The sequence below is a fragment of the Bifidobacterium angulatum DSM 20098 = JCM 7096 genome, assembly GCF_001025155.1.
GTDB classification, from domain to species: Bacteria; Actinomycetota; Actinomycetes; order Actinomycetales; family Bifidobacteriaceae; genus Bifidobacterium; species Bifidobacterium angulatum.
This window is the reverse complement of the sequence record NZ_AP012322.1, coordinates 1,416,584-1,430,726: the sequence shown is the minus strand read 5'-3', so window position 1 is coordinate 1,430,726 and position 14,143 is coordinate 1,416,584. Positions and strand designations below refer to the sequence as shown.

Below are 14,143 nucleotides of genomic sequence, written 5' to 3'. Positions count from 1 at the left end.
TGTTGGCGTATGTCTTGGCGGGTAATCAGGCCGTGCGGGATACCTCGATCACGCGGAAGCCCTTGGCGCTATGGTATTTCGATACCGCATACCCGTCGCCCAGTTCGTTGGACAGCCAGTCGATCAGCGAGTCGGCGCCCAGATTCTTCTGCACCACCAGGTATGCCGTGCCGGTATCCGACAGGCGCGGCAGCCAGTTCATCAGCAGCGTGTGCAGCGCCTCCTTGCCGATGCGGATCGGCGGATTCGACCAGATCGCATCGAAGGTCAGGTCGGGGCTGATCGCATCCGGTTCGACCGGCAGTGCGTCGGCGTCGGTGCGCACGGTGCGCACGTTCCCGCAGCCGTTGCGCTTGGCGTTCAACGCCGTCAGTTCCAAGGCGCGTTCGTTCACATCCAACGCCCAGACGTTCGCCTCCGGCGAAGCCATGGCCAAAGACAACGCGATCGGCCCCCATCCGCAGCCCAGGTCGAGCAGGTTGCCATGCTCGGGCGGCTCCGGCGCCTGCTTGAGCAGCACCGAAGTGCCCAGGTCGAGACGGGATCCGGAAAAGACCCCGTTCGATACCTCGACTTCGGTGTCATGCCCGCGCAACTGCACGTGCAGGGTACGCCGTACGTCCTTTGATGAGGGGTCGGCCGAAAAATACTGTTCCGCCATGATTGATCCGGGCCTTTCTGCGGCTGTTCGCCGATTGTCGTCTGATGTTCGTCCATGCCGTGTCGCGGCAGTAGGCCGTTCTTCCCCATCCGTCGATGATTCGCTGACGGCGAAGTGGACGAAGGCTGGCCTGTCACCTCACAAGATGATAATAATGAACCGTGCCCGCATGGTGCCTCGCGTGGTCGCGCACGGCCGGCGGCGCACGACGGATGACCCGCCGCGCATAGGGAGCGTGGCCGAAAGAGAATATAAGAACGAGGTGGCATTGACTCTGAGCGACAATATCGACATTACCGGCACCGCCGACGCGGCAGACGGCGAGTCGGGCCGATTCGACGCGAACGTACTCGCCGAATCCTCCGAGGTGCTGCTCGACAACGGCACGCATGGCGTGGATTTCGATCCTTCCGGCAGCGAGGAGTGGGCCGAACGTGAATCACGCAACCAGCTCAAGCGCGTTGCCGGTCTGGGCGAGCTGCAGGACATCACCGAAGTCGAATACCGCAAGGTGCGCCTGGAGCGCGTGGTGCTGGTGGGCGTGTGGTCGAGCGCCGTGACCACGCAGGCCAAGGCCGAGGAGTCGCTGCGAGAATTGGCCGCATTGGCGCAGACCGCCGGTGCCGAAGTGTGCGATGGTCTGCTGCAGCATCGTTCAAGGCCCGACGCCGCCACATATGTCGGGTCCGGCAAGGCGAAGGAGATCGCCGACATCGTGGCACGCGAGGAGGCCGACACCATCGTGGTCGACGACGACCTGCCGCCAAGCCAGCGTCGAGGTCTGGAGGACGCCGCCAAGGTGAAGGTGGTGGACCGTACCGCCGTGATCCTCGACATTTTCGCCCAGCATGCCACATCGCGTGAGGGCAAGGCCCAGGTGGAGCTGGCTCAGCTCGAATACATGCTTCCGCGTCTGCGCGGCTGGGGCGGTTCCCTGTCCCGTCAGGCGGGCGGTCAGGCGGCCGGGCAGAACGGCGGCATCGGATCGCGAGGCCCGGGCGAGACGCAGATCGAAATGGACCGTCGCGTGATTCGTACGCGCATCGCACGGTTGAAGAAGCAGATCGCGCAGATGGCCCCGGCCCGCGAGGTCAAGCGCGGGTCGCGCCGCAGATACGGTCTGCCCACCATCGCCGTGGTCGGCTACACCAATGCGGGCAAGTCGTCGTTGACGAACCGCTTGACGGGATCGGGCGAGCTGGTGGAGAACGCGTTGTTCGCCACGCTTGACACCGCAGTGCGACGCACCAAGGCCGGTGACGGGCGGCTTTACGCGTATGTGGACACGGTCGGTTTTGTACGCAGATTGCCCACGCAGTTGGTCGAAGCGTTCAAATCGACGCTGGAGGAGGTGGCCGAAGCCGACGTGATTCTGCATGTCGTGGATGCCTCGCATCCCGACCCGTTCTCTCAGATCGACGCGGTCAACGAGATTCTCGCGGACATCGAGGGCACCGCCGCCATTCCTCGCATCCTGGCCTTCAACAAGGCCGACCTGTGCGATGAAACGACGTTGGAGCGTCTTGCCGCGCTCGAACCGGACGCGCATATCGTCTCCGCCTATTCCGGCGACGGCGTGCGGCAGTTGCGGGAGGCCGTCGAGGCGCTGCTGCCCACGCCGGGGGTGCATGTGGAGGCGCTGCTGCCGTATTCGGCGGGTGCGTTGCTCTCTCAGATCCGCGAATACGGGCATGTCCAGGATGTGCAATGGCTGGATGATGGCGTGCGCGTGTCGGCCGACGTGGACGACCGTCTATCCGCGCAGATCGTCGCGGCCGCAATCGACTGACGGCCGGCTGCTCCATGGCGCTGCTGGTAGACACGTGACCGATGTGAGCGCTGCCAGTGTCAGGTTATGTGAGTACTGTTGAAGTGATGTTGTGAGAAATGATGCGCCCAACCGGCGCATCTCTCTAAGAGAGGTATAAACATGGCAGAATCGCTTATCAAGCCCACGAAGCTTGCTGTTATCGGTGCCGGCGCAGTCGGTTCCACCCTCGCCTTCGCAGCCGCCCAGCGTGGCGTTGCCCGCGAGATCGTGCTCGAAGATATCGCCAAGGAGCGCGTGGAGGCCGAAGTGCTCGATATGCAGCACGGCTCCAGCTTCTACCCGACCGTGTCCATCGACGGTTCCGACGATCCTGAGATTTGCCGCGACGCCGATATGATCGTCATCACCGCAGGTCCGCGCCAGAAGCCGGGACAGTCCCGTCTCGAGCTGGTCGGCGCCACCATCAAGATTCTGCAGTCGATCATCCCGAATCTCGTCAAGGTCGCTCCGAACGCCATCTACATGCTCATCACCAATCCGGTCGATATCGCGACCCACGTTGCCCAGAAGATCTCCGGCCTGCCGGCAAACCAGGTCTTCGGTTCCGGCACCAACCTGGATTCCGCGCGTCTGCGCTTCCTGATCGCACAGCAGACCGGCGTCAACGTCAAGAACGTCCACGCCTACATCGCCGGCGAGCACGGCGATTCCGAGGTCCCGCTGTGGGCTTCCGCCACCATCGGTGGCGTTCCGATGTGCGATTGGACCCCGCTGCCCGGCCGCAAGCCGCTCGACGCCGAGGTTCGTGAGCAGATCCACCAGGACGTCAAGAACGCCGCCTACAAGATCATCAACGGCAAGGGCGCCACCAACTACGCCATCGGCATGTCCGGCGTCGATATCATCGAGGCCGTGCTCAAGGACTCCAACCGCATTCTGCCGGTGAGCTCCATGCTGCACGACTTCCACGGCATCTCCGACGTGTGCATGTCTGTGCCGACCCTGCTGAACCGTTCCGGCGTCAACACCGCCATCAACACCCCGGTGTCCGATCGCGAACTTGCCGCTCTGAACCGTTCCGCGGAGACCCTGAAGCAGACCGCCGCCCAGTTCGGCTTCTGATTCATTCCCTGAAAGGGCTTTACGATAACACGAAACGGGATGCCACCCAGTGTGGCGTCCCGTTTCGTGTATTTCAGCGGCTTTTTGTTGTGCTCTGCCATTGTTCCGTCGCGTTGTATCCGCACCCGTCGCATGCCATGCTGTTTCGCGGCGTGGGGCGATATCGGGACGGTTGCTGCTGAACGCAGGGAACTGATCGGCCGTGGCGCAGTAACGTGGCGAACGGTCGGGCATAGGATGCGGTTTGCCGGGTATCGCTGATGAGCGCGCCTTGCATGCGGCTTGTGCAAGGCGCGCCGGTTTGCTGAGCAGCCGATCAGCGATGCATCTCGCCGGCGGAGGGGGAGTCGTAGCCCTCCGGCTCGAGCTGGAAGGTGGTGTGCGGCACGGACACGGGGAAATGCTCGCGCAGGCAGTCCTGCAGCTGCTTGAGAATGGCAGCGCCATCCTCCATGGTCAGGCCGTTCTCCACCACCACATGCGCCATCAGAATCGGTAGACCCGTCGAGACGGTGCTGGCGTGCAGATCATGCACGGCGACTACGCGCGGCACCGATTCCAGATGCTTGCGCACCTCATCGAGATCCAGCCCCTGCGGGGTCTCCTCCAGCAGTACACGGACGGCGTTGTGCAGCAGTTTGATTGCGCGGGGGATCATCATCAGTGCGATGATGCCGCCCGCGATCGCGTCGAACTTATCCCAGCCGGTTGTGAGCATGACCAGGGCGGATGCGACCACGGCTACCGAACCCAGTGCGTCGTTCATCACTTCAAGGAACGCGGCCTTCATATTCATATTGTCGCCGCGCTGCGAGGAAAGAATGGTGATGGAGACGATGTTGGCCACCAGCCCCAATATGCCGACGAACAGCAGAAGCCGAACATCGCTGATCGCCGTTTCGGAATCGCCGAACAGTCGCATGCATGCCTCGAACAGCGCGTAGATGCCCACGAACAGCAGCACCAGCGCACCGCATGCGGCGGTGATGACCTCAAGCCTTGCCCAACCCCAGGTGCGGGTGCTGTTGGGTTTGCGGCGCATCAGTATGGCGGTGATGGTCGAGGCGGCCAGTACGGAAACATCAGTGAGCATATGCCCGGCGTCGGTGAGCAGCGCCAACGAATCGGTGATGAACGCCGCCACGACCTCGACGATGAACACGGTGACGGTGACGGCCAATGTCGCCATCAGCCGTTGCTGATTCCCCTCGACATGGGAGGCGGTATGCGTATGCGCCATGATTTGTCCTTTCGGCAAAGCAGATGAGACTGCTTCTCAGTACCATTTGCGGTTAGCGCTGTAACGACGAAGCCCCGGCGCGTGGCCGGGGCTTCGAACTGTGCTGTTGTGCTGGTCAGACTCTACAGCTTTCGCAGGACGGTGACAACCTTTCCCATGATGGTGGCATAGGTGCCGTCGATGGGGGAGTAGGCGGGATTGTGCGGCATAAGCCACACGTGGCCCTTGTCCTTGCGGAAGGTCTTTACCGTCGCCTCGCCGTCGAGCAGCGCCGCCACGATATCGCCGTTCACCGCCGTATGCTGTTCGCGCACCACCACGAAATCGCCGTTGCAGATCGCGGCGTCGATCATGGAATCGCCGTGTACCTCCAGCATGAATAGATTGCCGCCGGAGCCGGTAAGGCGCTCGGGCAGGCGCATGACGTCGTCGATATGCTGTTCGGCGGTGATTGGTGTTCCTGCGGCGATGCGCCCCACCAGCGGAATGTCTCGCGATTCCAGAACGGCCTCGCTGGTGTTTTGCGAGGGGAAGGGGATGATGGTGGCCATGTCGTGTCGGGAGTCGCCCTCGGCACGGTTCGCCCCCGAAGGTTCCTCGGAGAACGGGTCGTGCAGGATCTCGACGGCTCTGCCCTTATTGGCGTTGAGGCGGATATAGCCTTTGTCTTCCAGTGTTTGCAGCTGATGTTTGACCGACGAAGGGCTTTTCAGACCTGCTGCCGCGCCGATTTCACGAAACGAGGGGACGAAGCCGCGCTCGTTCTGATACGTGGTGATCGCCTTGAGCACCTGAAGCTGGCGGTCGGTGAGATCGGACGCAGTGGCGTCTGCCTGCGGCTTAGGGGGGACATCGCTCATAAGACGCTCCTTTCGTCGTTCCATTCAGCTTAACGTGATTCCGTATTGAAATCAAACATTTGTTCGATGTGGCGGGTTGCGTGATTCGAACATCTGTGCAACACTTAGAACAAACGTTCGATAGAACAGATGTTCGAAAGGGTGGTTGCGATGTTCGGGTGCACAATGGGGTTGCGGGCAAGTGCCGACGAGCGGATCGATGCCGATGAAAGAGATAGCGCCGTGGTTCACATGCGTCACCTCGGCAAGGCGTTGCGTGCGCCTGGCGTGCGCGTGGTTGATGTGCGTGGGGTTGTACGAAGAAAATGCGGCTGCCTGCTTGTGGCGCTGTTTGCTGTTGCGCTCGTATGGCTGGCGGCGGATATGATGATGCTGCCCAAGGCCGATTCCGCGACATTGCCTACGCATGTGGTGAGCTACACGGTGCGCCCCGGAGATACCCTGTGGGCGTATGCATCATCGATCACCTCGCAGGGAGGAGATGTTGCGCGAACGGTGGACGAGCTGATGGCGCTTAACGAACTCGATTCGGCAGTGCTGGTTCCCGGGCAGCGGATAATCGTGCCGGCCGACTAACCGCACCGTGTGTCGCATCGCGTCGCAACACGCGAATTCCTGCGGTTTCGGGTATGGTGGGGGTCATGCATTGCCCATATTGTCATCATTCTGAAACCAAGGTCATTGAGACTCGTGTCAGCGAGGACGGATACTCCATCCGTCGCCGGCGCCTCTGCCTGCACTGCAACCGTCGCTTCACCACGTTGGAGACCACTACGCTGCTGGTGGAGAAGCGGTCCGGCAGTCTTGAGCCGTTCAATCGCGATAAGGTGATTTCCGGGGTTCGCAAGGCATGCCAGGGCCGGCCGGTGCAGGAATCCGACCTGAAGAAGCTGGGGCAGCGGGTCGAGGAGGACCTTCGTTCCGCCGGCCAGGCGCAGGTCACGTCGGCGGAAGTGGGCAAGGCGATCCTCAAGCCGTTGCGCGATCTGGACGAAGTGGCCTATATGCGGTTTGCGAGCGTGTACCAGAATTTCGAGAATCTCGAGGATTTCCAAAAGGCGATCAACGAATTGCGCAATGGGGGCGAAGACCAGGAAGCGTAGCTGTGACGCTCCTTGAATACGGGCAATGAAGCATGGTCATACGATGACGTGGTTATAAGGTGGGCAATGAGATGAGTGATGAGACAACCTATGGTTCCCTGGGGCGGCTTGCCCCGGATTGGGCGAGCGGAGAAGGGGCTCGCAACCTGACGGCGGACGATATCTACGAGCGGTTCTTCGACTGGGCCATCGATGTCAAAGGCATCGAGCCATGGCCCCATCAGGAAGAAGCCATTATGGATATTCTCGCCGGGGACCATGTTATTTTGAACACGCCTACAGGGTCGGGCAAATCCCTGGTGGCGTTGGGCATGCATTTCGCGGCCCTGTGCACCGGTCGCCGTTCGTACTATACGGCTCCAATCAAGGCGCTGGTCAGCGAGAAATTCTTCGATCTGATCGAAGTGTTCGGACGTGAGAACGTAGGCATGATCACCGGCGACAGCCATATCAACGCCGACGCGCCGATCATCTGCTGCACCGCCGAGATTCTGGCCAATCAGGCGTTGCGCGAAGGCGAGCATGCCGATGTCGGTTTGGTCGCTATGGATGAGTTCCACTATTTCGGCGATCCCGAACGCGGCTGGGCATGGCAGGTGCCGTTGCTCACCCTGCCGCAAACGCAGTTTCTGCTGATGAGCGCCACATTGGGCAATGTGGACGCCATCGCGAACAAGCTTTCCGAGCTGAACGACACGCCGGATGTGGACGTCATCGCCAATGCCCCACGCCCTGTTCCGCTGAACTATGAATACACGCTTGATCCGCTTGAACGCACGGTCGAGCTGGCCTACAAGGATGGGTCAACGCCTATCTATGTCGTGCACTTCTCGCAGGATGCGGCGCTGGAAACGGCGCAGGCGCTGGCCTCCACCGGCGTATCCAGCAAGGAGCAGCGCAACGCCATCGCGGAAGCCATCAAAGGCGTGAAGTTCACCACGGCGTTCGGCAAGATTCTGCAACGCTTGCTGCGCACCGGCATCGGCGTGCACCATGCTGGCATGCTGCCGCGGTATCGCAGGCTGGTCGAACAGCTGGCCCAGCAGGGGCTGCTTTCGGTGATCTGCGGCACCGATACGCTGGGCGTCGGCATCAACGTGCCTATTCACTGTGTGGTGCTTACCGCCCTGACCAAATACGATGGCAATAAGATGCGTAAGCTCAAGGCGCGCGAATTCCATCAGATCGCGGGTCGAGCCGGGCGTATGGGGTTCGACACCGAAGGATTGGTGATTGCCGAAGCGCCGGAATTCGAAATCGAGAACCAAAAGGCCATAGCCAAGGCCGGAGGCGACCCGAAGAAGCTGAAGAAGATCAAGCGCAAGAAGGCTCCCGAAGGGTTCGTGAACTGGAACCAGAACACCTTCGACAAGCTTATCGACGCTGAGCCGGAAACGCTGGTCCCGCACTTGAAGATCACGCATTCCATGGTGCTTAACGAGGTGGAACAGGGCGGCGATGCCAGGGAGCGCATCGATCGGCTCATCGACGATTCGGCGCAGACCCCGGATCAGAAGGAGCGCCTGCATCAGCGGGCCGACGAGATCTTCCAGACCCTGTTCGACACGGAGGTCATCGAGACCGAACGCCGCTCCGACGGCAGCCTGGACTATCTGATGACGCTCGATATGCCCGACGATTTCGCGCTCGACCAGCCGTTGTCGCCGTTCCTGCTGGCCGCGCTCGAACTGCTCGACCCCGAGTCGGAAACCTATGCGCTTGACGTGATCTCCATGGTCGAGGCCACGCTCGAAGACCCACGGCAGGTATTGCGTGCGCAGGAACGCGCGGCGAAGGACAAGGCCATGGCCGATATGAAGGCCGACGGCCTGGACTATGACGAGCGCATGGACAGGCTCGCCGAAATCACCTATCCGAAGCCGTTGGAGGATCTGCTTGATGCGGCTTTCACCAAGTATCGTCACGATGTGCCATGGGCGAACGATTACTGGCTGAGCCCGAAATCCGTGGTGCGTGACATGGTCGAAACCGCTTCGGACTTCACCGGCTATATCGCCCGATACAACATCGCGCGTTCCGAAGGCACCCTGCTGCGCTATCTGTCCGATGCCTACCGTTCGCTGGCACGTACCGTGCCGGTCGAAAAACGCGACGAACGGCTGAAAGACATCATCGCCTGGCTGCGCGTGCTGGTGCGTTCCATCGATTCCAGTCTGGTGGACGAATGGGAGAACGCCGGCAATACGTCGGATGAGGCGTCGCAGGCCGCGGCGTCGCTGGCCGCGCCCGGCTCCGGCAACGATGTGGTCGAAGACAGGCGAGGGCTTACCGTGCTGGTGCGCAACGCCATGTTCCGCCGTGTGCAGCTTATGGATCTTGACAGGCCCGAGGAGCTCGGCGCCCTCGACAAGGACTGGGGCTACGGCGTGCATGAATGGGAGGATGCGCTTGACGATTACTACGACGAGCACGAGTATGTGAACGTCGATGCCGAGGCCCGCTCGCCCAAGCTGTTCATGCTGGACGACACGCACGAACGCGACGAGCACACATGGAAGGTGCGCCAGATCATCGACGATTCCGATGGCGACCACGATTGGGCCATCACCGGCGTGGTCGATCTTGACGCCACACAGAACGGCGGCGAAGTGGTGTTCTTCGACTATTCGGTCGGAAACTGATCGAGCCCCCCCGCAATCTGGTTGCGCGCCGGCCAGACGCCGCAAGGGCGCCGTGATCTCGCTGCGGGCGTTTCGCCGTCCGAGACGGGTGCTCGATCGGCGAAACAGTCGCTGAACAGCGGGCAGCAGGACGGCAGCCGGCTGGTATGGAGACGAGGATTTCGCTTGTCCCCATATCAGCCGTGTCAGCCACTGTTAATCGTTCTCCAAACGGCGTCTCATCTCATCCGCATCCACCGAAAGCGGCGGCCACATGAGATTCATGTTGCGCATGCTGATACGAAGCAATTCCGACGCCACGGCCCTGGAATACCAGCGATTATCCGCCGGAACGATGTACCAGGGCGCGTCATCGGTGCTGGTCTTCTCAAAGACCTCCTGCCATGCGTCCATATATTCGTCCCAGCGTTCACGCGCTTCCAGATCGCTCGGATCGAATTTCCAATACTTCGTCGGATCGTCCAACCGGTCAAGAAAATGCTTCTTCTGCTCCTCCTTGCTGGACACGAGGAAGATCTTCAGAATCGTGCAGCCGCCGGCCACCAGATCATGCTCGAACGTGTTGATCTCGTCGTAGCGTGCACGCCACTGGTCTTCCGGAACCGTGCCGTAGATGCGCGGCATCACGATGTCCTCGTAATGGGAGCGGTCGAAAATGCCGATCCAGCCATTCTGCGGCAGCTGCCGTTTCACGCGCCACAGATAATCATGCTGCCTCTCCTCGTCGGTGGGGGCGCCGAACCCGTGGTAGTGGATGCCCATCGGGTCGCCCTGACTGAATACATGACGGACGATGCCGCCCTTGCCGGAGGCGTCCATGCCTTGCAGCACGATCAGCAGACGCTTGTTCGATTTCTTCGTACCGTTCGCATACAGCAGGCGCTGGTATCGCGCGATGCTCAACGAGCTGATCTGCATGAAATGCTCGGCGTCGCCACGGTCGCCGCCCCAACCAGGAAGCGCATGAGGATCGACTTCACGGACATCCATGTCGGAATGGAAGCGCAGCAGCTGTGCCGGTGGCAGATCCCATACGGAGCTCAACAGCTCACTCACCTTCGCCACGTGCGCCAAACGCACCGATACGGTTTTCGCGCGTCTGATGGTGTCAAGATGATTCTCGATCTTGTTCAGTGTTCTTTCCGTGTCGGAATCCTTGGCGATCCCCTTCTTCGCGTCCTTGTCAGCCATGTCAGCCTCCTTGCCGATATTGCTACCGGTACCCATCGTAGCGGCGCAGCGTAACAATCGTCGTTTTTCGGGGGGCTGTCGCGCTAACGATGGCGTATTGCCATACGTGGCATATAGCGCCGATGGGCTGCCGGCAGCACTGGGGAGTAGGGGGTGGTTTTGCGCAGTACGCGATGGTTCCCGGCGCGCGCCGACTGCGCGGTAGAGTGAGAGATATGAGCGAGCAGGATTTGTTCGGCGCTTCCGAGGCGCCCGAAGACATGACAAGGCCGTTGGCGGTGCGTATGCGCCCGCACACCCTCGACGAGGTGGTGGGGCAGAGCCATGTGCTCGGGCAGGGGTCGCCGTTGCGTCGTCTTGCCAATCCCGCTTCCAAAGGCTCGCTTACCGCTCCCAGCTCCATCATCCTGTTCGGCCCTCCCGGTGTGGGCAAAACCACGCTCGCCACCATTGTGGCCAAGCAATCGGGGCGTGAATTCGAAGAGCTTTCCGCCGTGACATCAGGCGTCAAGGATGTGCGCGACGTGCTGGATCGCGCCCACGAACGACTGGTGTCGCAAGGCAAGGAGACGGTGCTGTTCATCGACGAAGTGCACCGCTTCTCCAAATCCCAGCAGGATGCGCTGCTGCCGGCCGTGGAGAACCGTGACGTCACCTTCATCGGCGCGACCACCGAAAACCCCAGTTTTTCCGTCATCAAACCGCTGCTGTCGCGTTCCGTGGTAGTCAAACTCGAATCGTTGGAACCCGATCAGCTTAAGGAACTCATCGTTCGTGCGTTGGAAAGCCCGAAGGGCCTACAGGGCGAAGTCAAGGCGAACGATGACGCCATCGACGAAATCGTGCGCATGGCGGGTGGCGATGCGCGCAAAAGCCTGACGATTCTCGAAGCGGCCGCAGGCGCGGTGACAGGGGACAAAGCGCGCAGGAAAGGCGCGCGCAAGCCCATCATCACACCGGATGTCGTGTCAACCGTCATGGACACGGCCACCGTGCGCTACGACAAGGATGGCGACGACCATTACGATGTGATATCCGCGTTCATCAAGTCCATGCGCGGCTCCGACCCGGATGCGGCCATACATTATCTGGCGCGTATGATTCGCGCGGGCGAGGATCCGCGTTTCATCGCCCGTCGCATCATGATCGCCGCCGCCGAAGAAGTGGGCATGGCCGCGCCGCAGATTCTGCAGGTCACTGTGGCCGCAGCGCAGGCCGTGGCGTTGGTCGGCATGCCGGAAGCGCGGATCATTCTTGCCGAGGCGACCCTTGCGGTGGCCACGGCTCCCAAGTCGAACGCCAGCTATAATGCCATCAACGAGGCGCTGGCCGATGTGGACGCGGGGCATATCGGCGCCGTGCCGTTGCATTTGCGCAACGCCCCCACCAAGCTCATGAAGGAATGGGGCAACCACGAAGGCTACCGTTATGCACATGACTGGCCTGGCGCGGTGGCTCCCCAACAGTACATGCCTGACGAACTCAAGGGGCGCGAATACTATCATCCCAACGACCGCGGTTACGAGCATGAGGTAAGTGCCCGCCTCGCCAAGATCCGGCCGATTCTGCACAGCGAGGACCCCCACGACTGAGCGCAGCGTCTCGGGGCGTGCGCGTCTTGTGTTTTTGCCGTCCGCCGTTTCGTAAGACGGGCGGACACGCCGGGAGAACGGCCACGGCGGAGGCGTGGCTTTGGGTGGAAACGCTCTTTGCATAATGCTTCCGCCGTTCAAGGACAGCTGTCGGCCGAATGTCCAACTGACCCGGCTAGACTGATGCGCGGCTATCAAACGAAACGTTTCCCGCGCAGGTGCGCGGCACGAGGATACATACGCCGGCTGGCAAACCCAATTCCACAACATACAACCGCAAATCCCAACGGCTATGTTCACCATGGAACGCAATACGGGCCACGCGGCGAACAGAGAACGAACAAGAAACCGAATATACGAACAAACATATGAACGCAAGCACAGATACGCGCATGACGAACGGCGCGACGACATCAATGGCAGCACACGAATCGGGCAGGCAGACGGACCGCCCCGGCAGCGACGAGAAGATCAGCGGAAGGCTGATCGGCTCCATCGTCGCGGTCGGTTCGCTGGCCTTCATCGGCATTCTTACGGAAACCGTGATGACGGTGCTGTTCCCCGCGCTGATGCGCGAATTCAACGTCACCACATCGACGGTCCAATGGATCACCACCATCTACCTGCTGTCCGTGGCGGCAACCATGCCGGTCAGTTCCTTCCTGAAACGACGGTTCAAGATCAAGGCGCTGTTCCTGGCTGCGGTGGCGCTGGCCATTATCGGCTCGCTGATCATGATCGTTGCGCATGCCTTCCCGCTGCTGCTGTTGGCGCGTGTCATCCAGGGCATCGGCTCCGGCATCGCCACGCCATTGATGATGAACATCATCCTCGAACAGTCGCCGCGTTCCAAGATTGGGCGACTGATGGGCGTCGGCTCGCTGGTGATCACCGTCGCGCCGGCCATCGGGCCGACCGTCGGCGGCGCGGTGACCAGCATTCTGCCGTGGAGGGCGATTTTCGTCATCGCGGTCCCGCTGATTCTATTGGCTGCGGTGATCGGATGTCGTTGCATCGAACAGAAGGTGCCGAATGAGGATGCCTATCTCGATCCGTTGCAGCTGACCGCCATCGTATGCGCGCTGGTCGGCCTGGTGCTCGCGTTGAACCAGGGTGGCGTGGCCGTGGGCAAGCTGGTGTCCGGTGGGGATGCGACATTCTCGTTCATCGTGACCGTGGTGTGCCTGGTGGTCGGGCTCGGCTCGCTGGTGCTGTTCGTATGCATGTCCCGTCGTGCGTTCTCCCCGCTGCTGCGTTTGGGCATTCTGCGCGATCCCGTGGTGCTGCTGCACGCCGTGGCATACACGGTGATGCCGCTGGTCGCCATCGGCTACGGCTATGTGATCACCAACGTCGCCCAGCTGTCGCTTGGCACTTCTACGTTCGTGGCCGGCGCCCTGGTGCTGCCCGGCGCTCTGATCGGTGCGGTGTGCGCCCCGCTCGGCGGCTGGCTCTATGACCGTTTCGGCGCTGTCAAACCGATTCTTATCCCCATGGGCATCGCCGTTCTCGGTCCCACGCTGATGCTGGTCTTCTCCATGCGCCTGACGGCGACGCTGCTGGCCGGATTCTATTTCGTCTTCGGATTCTTCTATGCGATCGGCAATGCGAACGTGATGACCAGTGCGCTGTCCGAGGTGCCTGGCGCGTTCAAGCCGGACGGCAACGCCATCTTCAACACCTGCCTGCAATTCGGTGGCGCGGCCGGAACCGCGTTGTTCTCCACGATTCTGTCGGTGGCACAGGCGGGTGCTGGGCGGGAGGGGACCGCATCCTTCGCTCATGCCACGGCTGTCGGCGGTGCCTGGACTTTCGGCACGATGATTCTGATTTGCCTGATTGGCTGGACCTGTCTCGCCATGGCCATGCGTATTCGCGTGCGCCGTCACGCGTCGGCGAAACGCTGAAAGCTCGGCTACTGGTAAATGCAGGAGGCGGCTCCCCATTGTTGTGATGGGGAG

The 14,143-nt window shown here is 61.3% G+C and carries 11 protein-coding genes; 7 read left to right on the top strand and 4 right to left on the bottom strand.

Annotated features, from left to right (window positions below):
* Window positions 1-25: 25 nt before the first annotated feature.
* The gene (locus BBAG_RS05815; RefSeq protein ID WP_003826929.1) at window positions 26-661 is read right to left on the bottom strand and encodes a class I SAM-dependent methyltransferase; all 636 of its coding nucleotides are present in this window, start codon (window positions 659-661) and stop codon (window positions 26-28) included.
* A 268-nt stretch (window positions 662-929) separates the two neighbouring features.
* Between BBAG_RS05815 and hflX the strand changes: the two genes are divergently transcribed.
* Window positions 930-2,450 (top strand): GTPase HflX, encoded by a 1,521-nt coding sequence (gene hflX / locus BBAG_RS05810; protein ID WP_407921665.1) that lies wholly within the window; start codon window positions 930-932, stop codon window positions 2,448-2,450.
* 141 nt (window positions 2,451-2,591) lie between these two features.
* Entirely contained in the window at window positions 2,592-3,554 is a 963-nt protein-coding gene (locus BBAG_RS05805) for an L-lactate dehydrogenase (RefSeq protein WP_003826927.1), read from the top strand.
* Window positions 3,555-3,870: 316 nt separating this feature from the next.
* Here BBAG_RS05805 and BBAG_RS05800 read toward each other — a convergent pair whose 3' ends face one another.
* Both BBAG_RS05800 and lexA read right to left on the bottom strand, forming a co-directional pair.
* Entirely contained in the window at window positions 3,871-4,794 is a 924-nt protein-coding gene (locus BBAG_RS05800; protein WP_003826926.1) for a cation diffusion facilitator family transporter, read from the bottom strand.
* Between the two features lie 122 nt (window positions 4,795-4,916).
* Window positions 4,917-5,654 carry a transcriptional repressor LexA gene (gene lexA / locus BBAG_RS05795; protein WP_003826925.1) on the bottom strand — a complete coding sequence of 246 codons (738 nt, stop codon included), beginning with the start codon at window positions 5,652-5,654 and terminating at the stop codon, window positions 4,917-4,919.
* Between the two features lie 129 nt (window positions 5,655-5,783).
* Here lexA and BBAG_RS08225 point away from each other — a divergent pair, with 129 nt between their 5' ends.
* The 3 genes from BBAG_RS08225 (at window position 5,784) to BBAG_RS05780 (ending at window position 9,399) form a co-directional block, all read left to right on the top strand.
* The gene (locus tag BBAG_RS08225) at window positions 5,784-6,230 is read left to right on the top strand and encodes a LysM peptidoglycan-binding domain-containing protein (protein ID WP_003826924.1); all 447 of its coding nucleotides are present in this window, start codon (window positions 5,784-5,786) and stop codon (window positions 6,228-6,230) included.
* Between the two features lie 65 nt (window positions 6,231-6,295).
* Complete coding sequence (gene nrdR, locus BBAG_RS05785) at window positions 6,296-6,757, top strand: transcriptional regulator NrdR (RefSeq protein WP_045920214.1); 462 nt, start codon at window positions 6,296-6,298, stop codon at window positions 6,755-6,757.
* A 71-nt stretch (window positions 6,758-6,828) separates the two neighbouring features.
* Window positions 6,829-9,399: a DEAD/DEAH box helicase gene (locus tag BBAG_RS05780; RefSeq protein ID WP_003826922.1), complete on the top strand. Its 2,571-nt coding sequence runs from the start codon at window positions 6,829-6,831 to the stop codon at window positions 9,397-9,399.
* Between the two features lie 195 nt (window positions 9,400-9,594).
* Here BBAG_RS05780 and BBAG_RS05775 read toward each other — a convergent pair whose 3' ends face one another.
* Entirely contained in the window at window positions 9,595-10,626 is a 1,032-nt protein-coding gene (locus BBAG_RS05775; RefSeq protein WP_003826921.1) for a PPK2 family polyphosphate kinase, read from the bottom strand.
* Window positions 10,627-10,805: 179 nt separating this feature from the next.
* On the opposite strand from BBAG_RS05775, the gene BBAG_RS05770 reads away from it, so the two are divergent.
* A complete protein-coding gene (locus tag BBAG_RS05770) occupies window positions 10,806-12,182 on the top strand; it encodes a replication-associated recombination protein A (RefSeq protein WP_003826920.1) in 1,377 nt (458 codons plus the stop codon).
* Window positions 12,183-12,598: 416 nt separating this feature from the next.
* Window positions 12,599-14,089, top strand: a complete 1,491-nt coding sequence (locus tag BBAG_RS05765; protein ID WP_033508511.1) for an MFS transporter — start codon at window positions 12,599-12,601, stop codon at window positions 14,087-14,089.
* The last annotated feature ends 54 nt before the right edge of the window (window positions 14,090-14,143 follow it).